Source organism: Cellulosimicrobium sp. SH8 (genome assembly GCF_025818875.1).
GTDB lineage: Bacteria > Actinomycetota > Actinomycetes > Actinomycetales > Cellulomonadaceae > Cellulosimicrobium > Cellulosimicrobium cellulans_D.
The window spans coordinates 53,492-70,730 of sequence record NZ_JAMXMH010000008.1 but is presented as its reverse complement, the minus strand read 5'-3'; the positions used below and the strand labels follow the sequence as shown (position 1 = coordinate 70,730).

Sequence of the window (17,239 nt, the reverse complement as noted above, 5' to 3'; positions counted from 1 at the left end):
CCCGGCCGGTCAGGGGTGGCGGGAGACCACGGCGGGGCTACTGCCCGATGGCCGCGCCCACCTCGTCGAGGAACTGCGTCGCGGCGTCCTGCGGCGACTTCTGCTCGAAGAGCACCTCGGTGTTGATGCGCTTGAGGATCTCGACGACGTCCCCGGCGCCCTGCGGCGGGACCGGAGGGCCGTCGACGATCTCGGAGCCGAGCGCCTCGAGGAAGTCCGCGGCCTGCTTGTCGGCCGGGGACAGGCTGTCCTTCACGGCCGCGCGCACCTCGGTGTTCGCGGGCAGGCCGCGGTCGGAGAGCATGAGGGCGCCGGCCTCGGGGTCGTTGAGCAGGAAGTCCACGAACTTGGCGGCCGCCTCGGGGTGCTCGGACGTCTTGGCGACCGAGTAGTACATCGCGGGCTTGAAGTACATGCCCGTGCGCTCGCCCTCGGACTCGCCCGGGAGGCGCAGGAGCTGCAGGTCGCGACCCGACGCCGTGCTGATGGCGCCGAGCTGGTTGGTCCACCACATGCCCATCGCGCCCTGGTTCGTCCCGAGGAGCGAGCCCTCCGGACCGGCACCCTCCAGCTCGACGGACCGCGCGGCGTCGGGCTGGCCACCGCCCGCCTGGAGGTCGAGGGAGAGCTGGAAGAAGTCCGCGACGGTCTCCGCGGAGACGCCGAGCTCGCCCTCGGGCGTGTACAGCGCCTCGCCGCGCTGCCGCGCGAGGATCGACAGGCCGGCCTCGTTGAAGCCGTAGTCCTGCGTGCCGTAGATGCCGTCCGTCGCGCCCGCGCTCACCGCGTTCGAGACCGCGACGTAGTCCTCCCAGGTCCACGTGGAGTCGTCCGGGACCTCGACGCCCGCGTCGGCGAACACCTGCGGGTCGGCGAGCACCGCGTAGGCGTTCACGCCGGTGGGGATGCCGTAGAGCGCGCCGCCCGTCTCGCCGGAGCCCACGACCGACTCGTCGATCGTGCTCGTGTCGATGTCGAGCGACCCGAGGTCCGCGAGGACGCCGCGCGAGGCGTAGTCCGCGAGGTAGCGCTCCTCCTGCGTGATGACGTCGGGCGCGTCGCCGGCGGCGACCGACGTCGCGAGCTTGTCCCAGTACCCGCCCCAGTCGGTGTAGTCGGGGACGACCTGGATGTCGGGGTTCTCCTCCTCGAAGAGGTCGATGATCTGCTGCGTCGTCTGGTGGCGGGTGTCCGACCCCCACCACGAGAAGCGGATCTCGACGGGCCCGGACTCCGCGGCGGACGACTCGTCGTCGCCGCCCGGGTTCGCGACGCCGCCGTCGCCGCTGCAGGCGGTCAGGGCGAGGGCACCGACGGTCAGTGCGGCAGCCAGCGCCGCGCGGCGCGTGCCGGGCCGACGCGAGCGGTGGATCGAGGTGTTCATGACTCTCCTTGTGCGTGACGGGACGTCGTCGTTCTGTCGTGCGGAGCGGTGCCGGACGGCACCGGGAGACCCGCGGGCGGCGCCCGCGAGCGGGAGGAGCTACTTGATCCCCGTCGTGGCGATGCCCTTGACGAGGTACTTCTGACCGAAGAGGAAGACGAGGAACACGGGGACCAGGGAGACGATCGACATGGCGAACATCGGCCCCCACGAGCTCTGGCCCGTGGCGTCGACGAACGTGCGCAGCGCGATCGGGACCGTGTACATGTCCGGCTTGGTCAGGAAGATGAGCTGGCTGAAGAAGTCGTTCCAGGTCCAGATGAAGGTGAAGATCGCGGTGGTCGCGAGCGCCGGCAGCGCGAGCGGCATCATGATGCGCAGGTAGATCCGCCCGTGCCCGCAGCCGTCGAGCCGCGCGGCCTCGTCGAGCTCCTTGGGGATCCCGCGGAAGAACTGGACCATGAGGAAGATGAAGAACGCGTCCGTCGCGAGCAGCTTCGGCACGATGAGCGGCAGGAACGTGTTGATCCACTCCAGGGAGGAGAACAGCACGTACTGCGGCACGATCACGACGTGGATCGGCAGCATGATCGACATGAGCATGATCGCGAACCAGACCCCGCGGCCCCGGAACTGCAGGCGGGCGAACGCGTAGGCCGCGAGCGAGCACGAGACGAGGTTGCCGAGCACCGACCCGAGCACCACGATCGCGGAGTTGAGCAGGTAGTGGCCGAACGGGTGCGTGAGGGCGTTCCACCCGTCGGTGTAGTTGCCGAGGTCGACCGCGGACGGGATGAGGCCCGGCTCGCGGAAGATCAGCGCCGAGGGCTTGAACGAGCTCGCGAGCATCCACAGCAGCGGGTACAGCATGACGAGCCCGAACGCGATGAGCAGCACGTGCTTGAGCACGGACCGGACCCGCGCGGACTGCGCCCGACGCCGGGGTCGCGGAGCGGTGGGCGGCGCGTCGGCCGCGAGCTGGGAGAGCGTCGACCGGGAGCGGGTCCCGGGGGCCGCGTCCTCGGTGACGACGGCGTCGGTGGGGGTCCCCGTGGCGGGGTGCGTGGTGTCAGTCATCGTAGAAGACCCAGTACTTCGAGGCGAGGAAGTTGACGAACGTCATCCCGCCGATGATCAGGAGCAGGAACCAGGCCATCGCCGACGCGTAGCCCATCTCGAGGGAGCCGAAGCCCTTGAGGTAGAGGTAGAGCGTGTAGAACATCGTCGAGTCCGCCGGCCCGCCGGTCCCGCCGCTCACGACGAACGCCTGCGTGAACGACTGGAACGCGTTGATGAGCTGCAGCACGAGGTTGAAGAAGATGATCGGCGTGAGCATCGGCACCGTGATCGAGCGGAACTGGCGCCACCGGCCCGCACCGTCGATCGAGGCCGCCTCGTAGTACATGCGCGGGATCTGGCGCAGCCCGGCGAGGAAGATGATCATCGGTGCCCCGAACGTCCACACGTTGAGGGCGACGAGCGTGCCCAGCGCGTAGTCCGGGTGCGAGACCCAGCCCTGCCCCTCGATCCCGACGAGCGCGAGGACCTGGTTGATGAGCCCGTCGGCGCCGAAGACCTGGCGCCACAGGATCGCGATCGCCACGCTCCCGCCGAGCAGGGAGGGCAGGTAGTAGATCGAGCGGTAGACCGCGAGCCCGCGCAGGCCCTTGTCGAGCAGGAGCGCCAGACCGAGCGCCGCGGCGAGCTGGAGCGGCACGGAGACGAACACGTACGTGAACGTCACCTGGAGCGAGTTGAGCAGCCGCGGGTCGGCGAACATCCGCTCGTAGTTGTCCCACCCGATCCAGCTCGGCGCCTGGAGCAGGTTGTAGTCCGTGAAGGACAGGTACAGCGACGCGACCATGGGTCCCGCCGTGATGAGCGCGAGGCCCACGAACCAGGGGGCGAGGAAGAGCGCCGCCGCCCTGCCGTCCCCCTTCTTGCGTGCGGGCCGCCGCGCGGCGGTCCCTCGCGCGAGCTCGGTCACCGCCATGCGAGACCCTCCTCGCACCTCGTGCCGGTCATCCGTCACCCTCCGGTCGTCGTCGATCGGTAGTCCGGCGTTCCTCCGTCGCGGGGAAACCGGTTGCTGGGTGAGGACCGTAGCACATGTGGAACCGGTTTCCCATGGTGTACGGTCAGGTCATCGCGCGGCACCGGCCGACCCCGGCGAGCGCAGGCACCACGCAGTCGTGCGTGCCCGCGGCGCGCGAACCACGACTCGAGGGAGAACGATGGCAAGCGTGAGCACACGGCGAGGCGGGGTGACGATCGCCGACGTGGCGACCGCCGCGGGCGTCTCCCGGGCGACGGTGTCGCGCGTCATGAACGGCCGCGCGACGGTCGATCCGGAGATCAGCGCGCGCGTCCGCCAGGCGGCCGCCGACCTGAGCTACCGGCCCAGCAACGTCGCGCGGAGCCTGTCGCTCGGACGGACCAACACGGTCGCGCTCGTCGTCCCGGACCTGGGCAACCCGGTCTTCCAGCAGATCCTGCGCGGCGTCACCTCGGCCGCCGCCCCGGCCGGGTACCGCGTCCTGGTCGCGGACACCGCCGAGGACCCCACAGAGGAGGCCGCGATCGCGCTCGAGGCCCGGCTGCGCTGCGACGCGCTCGTGCTCGTCTCCCCGCGCATGCCCGCGGCCGAGCTCGCGCTGCTCGTCCCCGACGTCTCCCCCGTCGTGCTCGTCAACCGCGAGCTCGCGCACCCGGGCGAGACGGCCGTGCCGTCGCTCGTCGTCGACTACGCCGACGCCGCGGCCCAGGTGCTCGAGCACCTGCTCTCCCTCGGCCACCGCCGGGTCGCCTACCTCGCCGGCCCGCCCGGCAGCGCGTCCGACGCGCTCCGGCGCACCGGGCTGCGGCGCGTGCTCGACCGCACGCCCGACCTCGAGCTCGTCGAGCTCCCCGCCGGGCCCGACATCGCCGCCGGCCACGCCGCCGTCGACGAGGTCCTCACCGCCCGGCCGACCGCCGTCGTCGCGTTCAACGACCTCGTCGCGTTCGGCCTGCTCGCCGGGCTCAACGAGGCGGGCGTCGCGGTGCCCAAGGACATGTCGGTCGTCGGCTTCGACGACATCGACCTCGCGCGCTACGCGACACCGTCGCTCACGACGGTCGCCGTGCCGCAGGCCGAGCTCGGCCGGCACGCCTGGAAGGAGCTCTCCGCCCTGATCGACGACTCCGCGTCCGCGTCCCGCACGACCCGCTTCGAGCCGCGGCTCGAGGTCCGCGCCACGACGGGGCCCGTCCCGCGCCAGGTGGCCCGGGCCCGCGCGGTCCCGTCGGCCGAGCCCGCCGGCACTGTCGTCGTCGAGAGCGCCGGAGCCGGACCCGCCGACCAGCCCGTGCCTCGGGAGGTCCGCTGGGCCCCCGACGGGGAGGCCGTCGTCCTGCGCGCCGGCGACCTGCGCCTGGCCCGCTACCAGCAGGGCGACCGCATCCCGGCCGTGCACGCGCCGCGGTCCTACCTGCACCCGGTCCACACCCTCGCGGGCGTCCCGCTCACCGACGCCGGCCCCGTCGACCACCGCCACCACTACGGCGCCTCCATGGCCGTCGCCGACGTCAACGGCACCTCCTACTGGGGCGGCCGCACGTTCGTCGCCGACGTCGGTCCGACCCTCCTGCCCAACCACGGCCGCCAGGTGAGCCACGCGCTCGCCGTCGACCCCGTGGAGCAGCACCTCCTGCACGACGGCGTCCGCTGGCACGACGAGCAGGGCGTCCCCCAGCTCGAGGAGGACCGCCGCCTCGACGCGTGGGTGCTCGACGACGAGACCTGGGTCCTCGACTGGCGCTCGACCCTGCGCGCCGAGCGCGGGGCGCTCGTCCTCGGGTCGCCCGCGACCAACGGCCGCCCCGGCGCCGGGTACGGCGGCTTCTTCTGGCGCCTGCGCACCGCCGCCTCGACGAGCGTGCTCAGCGCGCACGGGCGTGGCGAGGAGAGCGCTCACGGCAGCACGTCCCCGTGGGTCGCGTTCGTGCAGGAGCACCCCTCCCACACGACGACGCTGCTCCTGGTCCAGCAGGGCGAGACGGTGCCGTGGTTCCTCCGTGCCGCCGAGTACCCCGGGGCCGGCCCGGCCCTGGCCTGGGACGCGCCCCGGACCATCCCGGCGGGCGGCACGCTCGAGACGGGCGCGCGCGCCGTGCTCGTCGACCGCGGGCTCGACCTCGACGAGGCCGCGGCGCTCGCGGAGCGGGTCCGGTGACCGGTTCGCCCCGGGCGGCCTCCGGGACGAACCACGTGCTCGACCGGGCGCAGGCGGCCGTCCCGGTCGCCGTCGTCGGGGTCCACGGCCACGGCGGGTCCCACCTGCGCACGGTCGCCGCGCTCGCGGAGCAGGGCCGCGTCCGGCTGAGCGCGGTCGTCGACCCGCGCCGCCCCGACGACGCCCCCGCGCCCTGGTTCCCCACGCTGGGCGACCTGCTCTCGTCGTCCGACGCGGCCGTCCGACCCGAGGTCGTCGTGATCTCGACCCCGATCCCGACCCACCTCCCGCTCGCGCGCGCCGCGATGGAGGCGGGCGCCGACGTCCTGCTCGAGAAGCCGACCGCCGCGTCCCTCGCGGAGCACCTCGCGCTCGTGGAGGTGGCCGAGCGCACGCGCCGCCGGTGCCAGGTGGGCTTCCAGACCTTCGGCTCGCACGCGGTGGACGCGGTCGCCGAGCTCGTCGCGGACGGCGAGATCGGCGACGTCGTGGGCATCGGCGCCGTCGGCACGTGGGTGCGGACCACCGGCTACTGGCGGCGCGCGCCGTGGGCGGGCCGACGCCGGCTCGACGGGCGCGACGTCGTGGACGGCGTGGTCACCAACCCGCTCGCCCACGCGGTCGCGACCGCGCTGCGCATCGGCGGCGCCCGCACGTCCGACGACGTGGCCCACGTCGTGACCGACCTCTGGCGCGCCAACCCGATCGAGGCGGACGACACGTCCTCGCTGCGCGTGGTCGCGCGCGACGGCCTGCCCTACGGGTTCGGGCTCACGCTCTGCGCGCCCGAGCGCACCCCGGCCCGCGTGCTCGTGCTCGGGACGGACGGTGAGGTCACGCTCGAGTACGAGCACGACCGCGTGCTGGTCCGCACCCCCCGGGCGCACGTGGAGAAGACGTACGGCCGCACCGGGCTCCTGGAGGACCTCCTCGCCGCACGCCGCGACCCCGAGCGCCGGCTCGCGTGCGACGTGCGCGACACCGGCGCGTTCATGCGCGTCATGGAGGCCGTGCGGACGGCCGCGGACCCGCGGCCCCTCGACCCGGCGGCCGTGACGTGGACGGGCGAGGGCGACGACCGCCGCCCCGTCGTCGCCGACGTCGCGCGGTGGTGCGAGGAGGCCGCGCGCACGGCCCGGACGTTCACCGAGCTCGGCGCGCCCTGGACGCGCTGAACCGTCGCGGCCCGGTCGGCGCGCCGAGCCCGGGTGACGTAGCGTCGGGACGTCCCGCCGTCCTGCGCCTGGAGGAACCGTCATGTCCCGACCCCCGCTGCCGTCCCGTCTCGTCGAGCTGCTGCGCCGCCCGAACGCCGCCGTCATGGCGACCGTGCGGTCCGACGGCGCCCCCGTCACCGCGGCGACCTGGTACGTCTGGGAGGACGACGGTCGCGTGCTCGTCAACCTCGACGAGTCCCGCGTGCGGCTCCAGCACCTGCGGAACGACCCGCGCGTCTCGCTCACCGTGCTCGACGAGAACTGGTACACGCACGTGACGCTCATCGGGCGCGTCGCGGAGCTGCGCGCCGACGAGGGCCTGGCCGACATCGACCGGATCTCGCGCCACTACACGGGGCACGAGTACGCGAACCGGCACAGCCCGCGCGTCAGCGCGTGGATCGAGGTCGAGCGCTGGTACGGCTGGGGCGAGGCGAAGGCCGCCGCCGGGGACGCGTAGCTTGCACCCCCGGGCAGCGGCCCGCCGTCAGGCGTCGTAGCGGAACGCGTCCCAGGCGCCGAGCAGGTACTGGATGCCGAGCGCGCGGTCGTACAGGCCGTAGCCGGGGCGGGGCTTGTTGGTCGTGTTCTCGTCCCACAGGTGCCGGCCGTGGTCGGGGCGCACGTAGCCCTGGTAGCCCGCCTCGGCGTACGCGCGCATGATGCCCGTCGTGTCCACGCTGCCCTCGCACGCGCGGTGCGCGACCTCGGTGAAGTCGCCGTTCCCCAGGTGCTTGATGTTGCGCACGTGCGTGAAGTGGATGCGGTCCATGAACGTGCGCACGGCGTCGACCGCGTCCTGCTCGGGGTTCGCGGAGAAGCTGCCGAGGCACAGGGTCAGGCCGTGGTACGGGCTGTCGTGGAGGGACAGAACGCGCGCCAGGTCGTCCTTGGTCGAGACGACGCGCGGCCAGCCGAAGACGTCGTAGGGCGGGTCGTCGGGGTGCACGCCCAGCTTGACGTCGGCCTCCTCGCACGCGGGGATCACCGCGTCGAGGAAGTACCGGTAGTGGGCGTACATGTCCTCGCGCGTCACGCCCTCGTAGGCGGCGTCGAGCTCGGCGAAGCTCGCGAGCCGCTCGGGCTCCCAGCCGGGCAGCGTGAGCCCGTGCGTGTTCGCCTCCATGTCCGCGATGAGGCTCTGCGGCGACGTCGCGTCCACGACGGCGCGCTCGAAGAACAGCGCGGTCGAGCCGTCGGGCAGCGGGTGCCACAGGTCGGTGCGCAGCCAGTCGAAGACGGGCATGAAGTTGTAGCAGACGACCTTCACCCCGGCCCGACCGAGCCGGCGGATCGTCGTCACGTAGTTCTCGATCGCCTCGTCGCGGCTGCGCCCGAGGACGGTCTTGCCGAGCTTGATCGACTCGTGCACGTTGACGGACTCGACCACCTCCGCGTCGAACGTCCGGGTGATCCCGCGCGCCCTCGCCTCGTCGCTCAGGCCGGTGATCTTCGCGACCTCGGCGTCGATCTCCGCCTGCTCCCACACCTCGCCCGCCTGCTTGTCGTGCAGGCTCCACACGATCGTCTCGACGCCGGGGACCTGGCGGACGTGGTCGAGCGTGACCGTGTCGTTCCCCTCCCCGTACCAGCGGAACCCCATCTTCACGGCGCAGCCTCCTCGTTCGTCGTGCCGGTCGTGCCCGTCGCGCTCGCGCCGACGGCCGCGGCGACGGCCCCGTCGGCGACCTCGTCCAGCCGCCCGTCCGGGACCCCGGGCAGCAGGCCGGGGAGGAAGACGAGCGCGCGGACGGCCGAGTCGTCGTCGGGGGCACCCCCGACGACCGCGCGCAGCTCGTCGCCGCGCGGGTCGTCCACCGTGCGCCCCGCCCGGGCCTCCGCGACGACGTACCCGGCCCACGCGGCGAGCGCCGCCACGACGCCCTGCGGGGCCGGGGCCTCCGGCCGAGCCGCGAGGAGGTCGGCGAGCGTCGCACCCCAGCGGAACGGGATCTTCTGCGTCCCGTCCATCGCGACCTGGCGCGTCGTGTGCCCCGTCGCGGGGTTCGCGAACCGCGCGAGCAGCGTCTCGGCGTACGCGGCGAGGTCGACGCCGTCGGGCGCGTCCAGCGTCGCGAGCGCGTCGGCCTGCAGGGCCCGCGCCCCCGCGGCGAGCGCCGGGTCCGCGACGGCCGCGGCGATCGTCGCGTGCCCCGCGAGCGAGCCCGCATAGGCGAGGTAGGAGTGCGCGCCGTTGAGCAGGCGCAGCTTCGCGCGCTCGTACGGAGCGACGTCGCTCGTGAGGGTCGCCCCGCCCCGCTCCCACGCGGGGCGCGGCCCGGCGAAGCGGTCCTCGATCACCCACTGCAGGAACGGCTCCGCCACCACCAGGCCCTCGTCGCGCGCGCCGAGCAGCGTCTCGACCTCGTCGCGCTGCGCGGGCGTGGTCGCGGGCACGATGCGGTCGACCATGCTGCACGGGAAGGTCACCGACGCGGCGAGCCAGGCGCGCAGCGCGTCACCCTCGGCGCCCGGGAGCGCGGCGTCGACCGCCTCGCTCACGAGCCGCGCGAGCACGTGCCCGTTGTCGGCGAGGTTGTCGCAGCTCAGCACGGTCAGGGGCGCTCCCCCGGCCCGACGGCGTGCCGCGAGGCCGCGCACGAGGAGCCCGACGGCGCTGGTCGCCGCGTCGGCGTCGGCGACGTCCTCCGCGCCGGCCGGGAGGCCCGCGTCCGGCGCGTCCGCGCCCGGAGAGCCCGTGGCCGCCTCCTCGCGGCGCAGCAGGTCGAGGTCGCCCGCGACGGCGTCGACGTCGAGGTGCCCCTCGGCGCGACGCGCGTACCCCTTCTCCGTGACGGTGAGCGTCACGACGTGCGTCGTCGGCGCGGCGAGCGCCGCGAGGACGCGCGCCGTCTCCTCGGCCGGCCACGCGACGTCGGTCACCGACCCCACGACGCGCGGGGACGCCCCGTCCGGCCCGACCGTCAGCACGGTGTAGACCCCGCCCTGCGGCCGGAGGTGGTCGCGCACCGACGCGGAACGCTGCGTCACGCCGAGGATGCCCCAGCGCGTCTCGCCCGTGGCGCGCGCGGCGTCCTCGGTGACGACCGCCTGGTGCGCACGGTGGAACGCGCCGATCCCGAGGTGGACGATCCCGACCTGCGTCGGGCGGACGGGCGCCGGCGGGAACGCGGGGTGGGCGTCGCGGCGCAGGCGCGGTCGCGCCGACCGTGCGGCGTCGGCCGGCGTCGCGGCGGATGACGTCGGGCCGGGTCGGCTCGGGACGTCGGTCGGGGCGGTCACGCGACCTCCTGCGGGTGTCGGTCGGCGACGGGGTCGCCGGCGGTCGGCTGGGGACTGGGCCCCGAACTGGTTGTGCGAACGATTGTAACCATTGGATTACTGGTGTCCATGAGTCAAGGAGGATGGGGGTGCAAACGTTCGCAGACCCGAGCGCACCGATCGTGGGCGTGCCGACGGCGTCACCGCGCCGGCGTCGCCGCCCCTCGCACCGCGAGGTCGCTCGGGCGGACGGCCCGGCCGGTCGCGGCGGCCTCGCGGATCGCGCACAGGAGCCGGACCGTCTCCACCGCGTCGGCGGCGTCGACCGGGGGCGGTGCCGTGCCGTCCAGGGCCGCGAGCACCTGCTCCCACTGCACGCGATGACCGGCGTGACCGATCGCGAGCGGGTCGGCCGCGCCGCCCGTCGAGGTCCCCGACGTGGGCGCCGGGACGCCCGGCACGTCCCAGCGGAGCACCTCGTCCTGCGCGAGCTCCACCGACCCGTGCGACCCGTGGAGCGCGAGGGTGGCGGGGAACCCCGGGGGCGTGGCCGTCGTCGTCGTGACGACGCCGAGCGCACCCGACGCGAGGCGCAGCGTCGCGACCGTGGTGTCCTCGGCGGTGTCGCCGGCGGCGCCCGGCCCGGGGTCCGACGCACGCGCGAGCGTCCCCGCCTGGGCGGTGACCGACTCGACCGGCCCGCACAGCCAGCGCAGGAGGTCGACGTTGTGCACGCCCTGGTTCATGAGCGACCCGCCGCCCTCCGCGGTGGACGACCGCCACCGTGCCGCGGCGTAGTAGCCGTCGTCGCGGTACCATGGCACGTGCGTCGCGACGAGGCGCAGCTCGCCGAGGGCGCCGTCGTCGAGCGCGCGCCGGAGCGCCTGGTGCTGGGGCTCGAAGCGGCGCTGCGAGACCATCGAGACCACCAGGCCCCGCTCGCGCGCCGCGCGCTCGACGCGGAGCGCGTCCTCGACGGTCACCGCGAGCGGCTTCTCCACGACCACGTGCTTGCCCGCCTCGAGCGCCGCGAGCGCGAGGCGCGCGTGGCTCCCGCTCGGCGTGCAGACCGCCACGACGTCGACGTCCTCATGGCGCACCACCTCGTCCGGCGCCAGGTGCGCCGCGGGTCCCGACGGCGTCACGTCGTCGTCGAGGCCCGCGCCCCCGCTGTACGCGACGAGCCGCGCCCGCGGCGCCAGGTCGCGCAGCGCCCGCGCGTGCAGCACGCCGATGCTGCCCATCCCGACGATCCCGACGCCGACGCCGGGACCGGTGCCCCCCGGGGCCGACCGCACGGACGCGCTCACTCGGCGACGTGGCTGGCGCCGAGCAGGTCGCGCAGCCGCTCGGCGGCACCCGTGAACCGGGGGTCGACGAGCGTCGTGCCGTAGTCGCGCTCGTCGGGCAGCCCGGGCTCGAGGGTCTCGACGATCCGTCCGGGGCGCGGGCTCATGACGACGATCCGGCTCCCCAGGAACACCGCCTCGGGCACGGAGTGCGTGACGAGCACGATCGTCGTGCCGGTCTCGCGCCAGATGCGGTTCATCTCGATGTTCATCTGCTCGCGCGTGAGCGCGTCGAGCGCTCCGAACGGCTCGTCCATGAGCAGGACGCGCGGCTCGTGCAGCAGGGCCCGGCACAGCGCGACGCGCTGCTGCATGCCGCCGGACAGCTCGTGCGGCAGGGCCTTCTCGAAGCCGGTGAGCCCGGTCAGCGCGATGAGCGCGTCCGCGCGCTCCTGCGCCCGGCGCTTGTCCATGCCCCGCATCTCCGCCTGGAGCAGGATGTTCTTGCGCACCCCGCGCCACTCCAGCAGCGCCGAGCGCTGGAACGCGAACCCGATGTCGCGCTGCGGCCGCGTGACGGGCTGCCCGTACAGGCGCACCTCGCCCTCGGTGTAGGCCGTGAGGCCCGCGACGATCTTCAGCAGCGTCGACTTGCCGCAGCCGGACGGCCCGACGATCGTGACGAACTCGCCCGGCTGGACGCTCAGGGAGACGTCGTCGAGCGCCACGGTCTCCGACCGCTTCGACGTGAAGCGCATCGTGAGGTCCCGGACCTCGATGATGGGTTCCGTGGCGACCGCGTCGGCGGGGGCCGCGAGCTCGGTCGCGGTCACAGGTCCGCCCCGAACGCGCCGTCCCAGAAGTCGGCGGGGTTCGTGCCGCCGTCGAAGTCCGTGTTCTCAGACAGGAACGTCAGGGTGTCCGTCCACTGCTCCTCGGTGTTCACGCCGGGGGCGGGCGCGTCCGCGAGGTTGAGCAGCTCGATCGTCGCGGCGAGCTGGGCCGCCAGGACCGCCTCGTCGGGCGCCTGCTCGGCACCCGCGGCCATCGCCGCGACGGCGGCGTCCGGGTCCTCGGACGCGGCGAGGAACGAGCGGGACGTCGCGCGCACCATCGCCTCGACGAGCTCGGGGTCGTCCGCGATGAGCTTCTCGTTGGCCACCAGCCCGGTGCCGAGCAGGTTCATGCCGAAGTCCGCGAAGGGCAGCGCGTCGACCTCCTCGCCGGTCTGGTTCTCGATCGTCGGCGCCTGGTCGTGGTGGAAGCCCTGGATCGCGTCGACCTTGCCCTCGATGAGCGCGGCGATCTTGCCCGCCGCGTCCACGTTGACCACGGTCACGTCCGCCGGGTCGACGCCGTTGAGCTCCAGCCAGGCCGGGAACGTCCCGTACATCGCGTCTCCCGGCGTGCCGCCGACCGTCTTGCCCACCAGGTCGGCGGGCTCGGTGATGCCCTGCTCGGCGAAGAACTCCACCGAGCTCGGCCCGGTCTGGAGGAACACACCGACGCTGCGCACCGGCATGCCCGAGCTGATGGCGTTCGCGAGCGGCGGGGTGTCGGCCCAGCCGAAGTCGGTGTTGCGCTGCGCGACCTGCTGGACCGTGTTCCCCGAGCCGTTGCCCGGCTGGATCGTGAGGTCGATCCCCTCCTCCTCGAAGATCCCCTGCTCGACGCCGTAGTAGAACGGCGCGTGCTCGCCGTAGGGCACCCAGTTGAGGGTGACGGTGACCTCGGTGAGACCGCCCTCGCCCTCCGCGGGCCCGGACGGGTCGGCCGACTGCCCGCAGGCCGCCGTCCCCGCCACCACGACGCCGGCCACGGCCAGCGAGACTGTCAGACGTGCACCACGCATGGGAAGACTCCTTCTGCTCGCGCCGCCTCGTCGTCGGGGCGGCGAACTCTGGGGTGGGTCAGGGGTGGGTCAGGAGGACGCGAGGACGAGGTTCCCGCGCCTCGACGCGTGCCACGGGATGAGGAGCCGCTCCAGCAGCTCGACGAGGAGGAACAGCACGACGCCGATGAGCGACATGAGGATGAGGTCGGCGAACAGGAGCGGTGCGTCGAGGTTGCCGCTCGCGAGGAGCAGCACGTACCCGAGGCCGCGGTCGGCGCCGACGAACTCGCCGACGACCGCACCCACCACCGCGAGCGTGACGGCGACCTTGAGCCCGGACATGAGCTGCGGCAAGGACCCCGGGAAGCGGATCTTGCGGAACGTCTTCCACCGCGACGCGCCCATGGTCGCCGACATCTCCAGCAGCTCGGGGTCGATCGACCGCAGCCCCGCGACGGCCGAGACCACGACCGGGAAGAACGCGATGAGCACCGCGAGGATGATCTTGGGGGCCGCGCCGAACCCGAACCAGACCACGAGGATCGGGGCGATCGCGATCTTGGGGATCACCTGGGCGAAGAGGATGAGCGGGTAGAGCGACTTCTCGGCCGTCGGCGAGTAGACGAGCAGGACGGCCGTCGCGACGCCGATCACGGACGCGAGCACGAACCCGACGACCGTCTCCATCGTGGTCACCCAGGTGTGCTCGGCGAGCATGGCCCAGTCCTCGACCATCGTGTCCCACACGGCCCCGGGCGACGGGACCAGGTACGCCGGCACGAGCTCGCGCCACGCGACGAACCACCACACGGCGAACAGCGCGAGCAGCACCAGCGCGGGGCGCCAGGCCGCCGAGGCGACCGCCGCCAGCCGGCCGCCGACCGACGTCGTGCCGCGCGGACGCGGGCCGGGGCGGCGGGCCGCCCCGGCGGGCGGTGGCACCGACTGGCGGGCCGGTCGCACTTCCTGGGCAGTCGTCATCGTGCGGTCCTCCATGGTCGTGGTCCGGGTCGTCGGCGGGACGTCCGAGCTGGGCGCGTCGGTCATCGGAACGGCACCGCCTCGGCGTCGAGGATCGTGGTGAAGGCCTCCCAGGCCTCGGTGAACAGCTCCGGCCCGGAGAACCCGCCGAGGCTGTGCGCCTCGCTCAGGTGCGGCTCGAGCGAGAAGAACCCGTCGAAGCCGTCGTCGCGCAGCGCACGCACGGTCTCGGGCACCTCGCCGTCCCCGCGCCCGGCGGGCACGACGGCGCCCGTCGCCGCGAGCGCGTCTTTCACCTGGACGTACTCCAGGTACGGGCGCAGCAGCTTGTAGCCGTCGGTGAAGGGCCGCACGCCCACCTGGACGAAGTTGGCCGAGTCCCACGCGAGGGCCAGGTGCGGCGAGCCGACGGACTCGACCACGTCGAGGCACCGCTCCGGGACGTCGCCGTAGACGTCCTTCTCGTTCTCGTGGACCAGCACGACGCCGGCCGCGCGCGCCACGTCGGCGAGCGCCGCCATCCGGCGCAGGACGACGTCGCGCCACGACGCCGGGTCGGTCCCCGGGCGCACGAAGAACGAGAACACCCGCACGTACGGGGCCCCGAGCTGCCGGGCGACGCGCGCGGCGTGGCGCATCCGGTCGAGGTGGGGGTCGAAGTCCTCGTCGACGAAGATCTTGCCGACGGGGGACCCGATGCTGGAGACGCGAAGGTCGTACCGGCGCAGCAGGCCCGCGACCCGCTCGCGCTGGTCGTCGTCGAGGTCGAGCACGTTGGTGCCCCACGCGCTGCGGAGCTCGACGAAACCCAGCCCGAGCTCGGAGGCGACGACGCACTGCGTCTCGACGTCAGGGGAGATCTCGTCGGCGAAGCCCGAGAGCGTCCACATCGAGCGCCCTCCCTTCTGCTGGTGGCTCCCGTGGCGACGCCGCGGCCCGGCACCGTGAGCCCGCAGGCCGCAGCCTCCGGCCCGGGGAGGGGCTCGTGCGGAGGGGCGGCGCGGGGCCGATGAGGCGAGGACGCGGGGTCGTACGGGACGGTGGTCGAGGTCCTGCGCACGGAGCTCGTTCTCCGTGCGCCTGGCATGGACAGTAGGTGCGGGCCAAGGCATGGACAACGAGTTGCCATTTGTTGCACCTGACAGCGCTGGACGAGCGGCGGGGGCGCGAGGCGCGCCGGGCCGCGGGTGCCGAGCCGTGACGTGAGGACGACACGCGCGGGAGGGCGTGGTTGCCGTCGGTTGCCACCGGGCGGCGCCGCTGGACGACGCCCTGCGACGGTTCGGTGACGGACCGTCGACGGCTCGCCGGGCCGGGCCGGGTCGGTGACGGTCAGGGCGGGGCGCCGGGGTGCGCGGGGGCGCGCCGGGCGTCAGGCGCCGGGGTCCGGCGGGGTGCCGAGGTCCAGGGCGACGAGCCGGAAGCCCGCCGACCGGACGGCCCGCAGGACCTCGCCGCGCAACGGCTCGCTCGCCACGACGGGCAGCTCCGTGTGGGGGGCCTCGATCCGGGCGAGGTCGCCGTGGTGGTGGACCCGCAGGTCCTCCAGGCCGAGCCGGCGCAGCTCGCTCTCGGCCGCCTCGACCTGGACGGCGGCCTCGCCGTCGCGGGCGCGGTCGACGGCGAGGTCGACCGGCGGCGCCTGGTCCGTGCGGCTCATCGGCACCGCCCGCCGGGCACGACCGTGGCGGCACCGGAGGGTCGAGGTCCAGGCCGCCGACGTGCCGTCGTCGGGCGCAGGGACGCGTTCGCACGCGAGATCACGGAGCCATTGGAGGATGCCCGTCGGGGCCCGTCAAGGAGTTGCCGTCGGTTGCCGTGGGTTGCCACGGGACGCACCGCGTACGGGTCGTCGCACGGTACGGGCCACGGGTGCGTACGCGCTGGTCACGCGGCACGACCGCGACACGAGGACGACAACCGGTTGTTGTCCACCGCTGTCAAGGCCGATACAGTCCGACCGCATGACCTCAGCCGGCAATGGTGCCAGCCCGACGATCTACGACGTCGCCCAGGCGGCCGGCGTCGCCCCCTCGACCGTGTCACGGACGTTCTCGCGTCCCGGCCGCGTCAACGCGCAGACCGCGGAGCGCATCCGCCAGGTCGCGAGCGAGCTCGGCTACCGGACGAACCCGCTGGCCCGCGGCCTGCCGACGGGCCGGACCTCGCTCCTCGCGATCGTCGTGGCCGACGTGACCAACCCCTTCTTCTTCGAGATCATCCGCGGCGCGGAGAAGACGGCCCGCGACGCCGGGTACACGCTGCTCATGGTCGACGCCCACGAGTCCGACGAGGCGGAGCGCCGCGCGCTGGACCGGACTCTGCCCCTCGTCGAGGGCCTGGTCCTCGCGACCTCCCGGCTCTCGGACTCCTCGATCCGGGTCGCGGCGAAGCAGCGTCCCACCGTCGTCATGAACCGGCACATGACGGACGTCCCGAGCGTCCTGACGGACAACGCGCAGGGCATGCGCAGCGCCGTCGAGCACCTGGCCGACCTCGGGCACACCAGCCTCGCCTACGTCGCGGGGCCCGAGGCGTCGTGGGCCGACGGGATGCGCTGGCGCGCGTTCCGCGAGGCGACGCGCGAGACCGACGTCCAGGCACGGCGGATCGGCCCGTTCCCGCCGACGCTCGCCGGCGGGCTCTCCGCGGCCAAGTCGCTCGTCAAGCACCCCGCCACGGCGGCCGTCGCGTACAACGACCTCATCGCGATCGGCGCGATGCGCGGCCTGCGCCGGCTCGGGGTCGAGGTCCCGCGCGACCTGAGCATCGTCGGGTTCGACAACATCTTCGGCTCGGACTTCTGCACCCCGCCGCTCACGACCGTCGCCGCGCCGCTGCGCCACTTCGGGTCGTTCGCGGTCCAGCGGCTCCTGGCACAGCTCCGCCCGTCGCCCGCGCCCGCCGCGGGGCCGACGCTGCTCCCGGCCAAGCTCGTCGAGCGCGGCTCGACGGGCCGCCCGGCCTGACCGCGCCCCGCGGGCACCGCCGTCGGCGGGACAGGGGGCAACAAGTGGCAACTCGTTGCCCGGACCGCGCGCGCCCCCGGATAGTGACGGCACAGCGCACCGATGCGCGCCCTGTGCGCAGTCCGACGC

15 protein-coding genes are annotated in these 17,239 nt (G+C 73.9%); 4 read left to right on the top strand and 11 right to left on the bottom strand.

The genetic code is table 11. The annotated features are described in order from the left end of the window. Positions 1-37: 37 nt before the first annotated feature. The 3 genes from NF338_RS12335 to NF338_RS12325 all read right to left on the bottom strand — a co-directional run bounded on the left by NF338_RS12335 (position 38) and on the right by NF338_RS12325 (position 3,377). Positions 38-1,384, bottom strand: a complete 1,347-nt coding sequence (locus NF338_RS12335; protein ID WP_087471147.1) for an ABC transporter substrate-binding protein — start codon at positions 1,382-1,384, stop codon at positions 38-40. A 99-nt stretch (positions 1,385-1,483) separates the two neighbouring features. Beyond that, on the bottom strand, positions 1,484-2,461 hold the full coding sequence (locus NF338_RS12330) for a carbohydrate ABC transporter permease (RefSeq protein WP_264031050.1): 978 nt from the start codon (positions 2,459-2,461) through the stop codon (positions 1,484-1,486). Then, positions 2,454-3,377 carry a carbohydrate ABC transporter permease gene (locus tag NF338_RS12325; RefSeq protein ID WP_087471145.1) on the bottom strand — a complete coding sequence of 308 codons (924 nt, stop codon included), beginning with the start codon at positions 3,375-3,377 and terminating at the stop codon, positions 2,454-2,456. Before NF338_RS12325 ends, NF338_RS12330 begins: the two co-directional genes overlap by 8 nt. Positions 3,378-3,618: 241 nt before the next feature. Between NF338_RS12325 and NF338_RS12320 the strand changes: the two genes are divergently transcribed. From NF338_RS12320 to NF338_RS12310, 3 genes are all read left to right on the top strand, one after another. Further along, entirely contained in the window at positions 3,619-5,598 is a 1,980-nt protein-coding gene (locus NF338_RS12320; RefSeq protein WP_412846730.1) for a DUF6807 family protein, read from the top strand. Further along, positions 5,595-6,773, top strand: coding sequence for a Gfo/Idh/MocA family protein (locus NF338_RS12315; RefSeq protein WP_264031048.1), 1,179 nt, complete (start codon positions 5,595-5,597; stop codon positions 6,771-6,773). The genes NF338_RS12320 and NF338_RS12315 overlap by 4 nt, the downstream gene beginning before the upstream one ends. Before the next feature lie 82 nt (positions 6,774-6,855). After that, positions 6,856-7,275, top strand: coding sequence for a TIGR03618 family F420-dependent PPOX class oxidoreductase (locus tag NF338_RS12310; RefSeq protein WP_264031047.1), 420 nt, complete (start codon positions 6,856-6,858; stop codon positions 7,273-7,275). Between the two features lie 27 nt (positions 7,276-7,302). On the opposite strand, the gene NF338_RS12305 is transcribed toward NF338_RS12310, so the two are convergent. The 8 genes from NF338_RS12305 to NF338_RS12270 all read right to left on the bottom strand — a co-directional run bounded on the left by NF338_RS12305 (position 7,303) and on the right by NF338_RS12270 (position 15,801). Beyond that, entirely contained in the window at positions 7,303-8,418 is a 1,116-nt protein-coding gene (locus NF338_RS12305) for a mannonate dehydratase (protein ID WP_264031183.1), read from the bottom strand. A gap of 2 nt (positions 8,419-8,420) precedes the next feature. Next, complete coding sequence (locus NF338_RS12300) at positions 8,421-10,058, bottom strand: mannitol dehydrogenase family protein (protein WP_264031046.1); 1,638 nt, start codon at positions 10,056-10,058, stop codon at positions 8,421-8,423. A gap of 179 nt (positions 10,059-10,237) precedes the next feature. Further along, entirely contained in the window at positions 10,238-11,335 is a 1,098-nt protein-coding gene (locus tag NF338_RS12295) for a Gfo/Idh/MocA family protein (protein WP_264031182.1), read from the bottom strand. 8 nt (positions 11,336-11,343) lie between these two features. After that, positions 11,344-12,159 carry an ABC transporter ATP-binding protein gene (locus tag NF338_RS12290; protein WP_264031045.1) on the bottom strand — a complete coding sequence of 272 codons (816 nt, stop codon included), beginning with the start codon at positions 12,157-12,159 and terminating at the stop codon, positions 11,344-11,346. Next, complete coding sequence (locus NF338_RS12285) at positions 12,156-13,178, bottom strand: ABC transporter substrate-binding protein (RefSeq protein ID WP_264031044.1); 1,023 nt, start codon at positions 13,176-13,178, stop codon at positions 12,156-12,158. Before NF338_RS12285 ends, NF338_RS12290 begins: the two co-directional genes overlap by 4 nt. A 69-nt stretch (positions 13,179-13,247) precedes the next feature. Further along, positions 13,248-14,207: an ABC transporter permease gene (locus NF338_RS12280; protein ID WP_264031043.1), complete on the bottom strand. Its 960-nt coding sequence runs from the start codon at positions 14,205-14,207 to the stop codon at positions 13,248-13,250. Beyond that, on the bottom strand, positions 14,204-15,031 hold the full coding sequence (locus tag NF338_RS12275) for a sugar phosphate isomerase/epimerase family protein (protein ID WP_264031042.1): 828 nt from the start codon (positions 15,029-15,031) through the stop codon (positions 14,204-14,206). The genes NF338_RS12280 and NF338_RS12275 overlap by 4 nt, the downstream gene beginning before the upstream one ends. Positions 15,032-15,513: 482 nt before the next feature. Next, a complete protein-coding gene (locus NF338_RS12270; RefSeq protein WP_264031041.1) occupies positions 15,514-15,801 on the bottom strand; it encodes a hypothetical protein in 288 nt (95 codons plus the stop codon). Positions 15,802-16,105: 304 nt separating this feature from the next. On the opposite strand from NF338_RS12270, the gene NF338_RS12265 reads away from it, so the two are divergent. Further along, positions 16,106-17,110 (top strand): LacI family DNA-binding transcriptional regulator, encoded by a 1,005-nt coding sequence (locus NF338_RS12265; RefSeq protein WP_087471137.1) that lies wholly within the window; start codon positions 16,106-16,108, stop codon positions 17,108-17,110. The last annotated feature ends 129 nt before the right edge of the window (positions 17,111-17,239 follow it).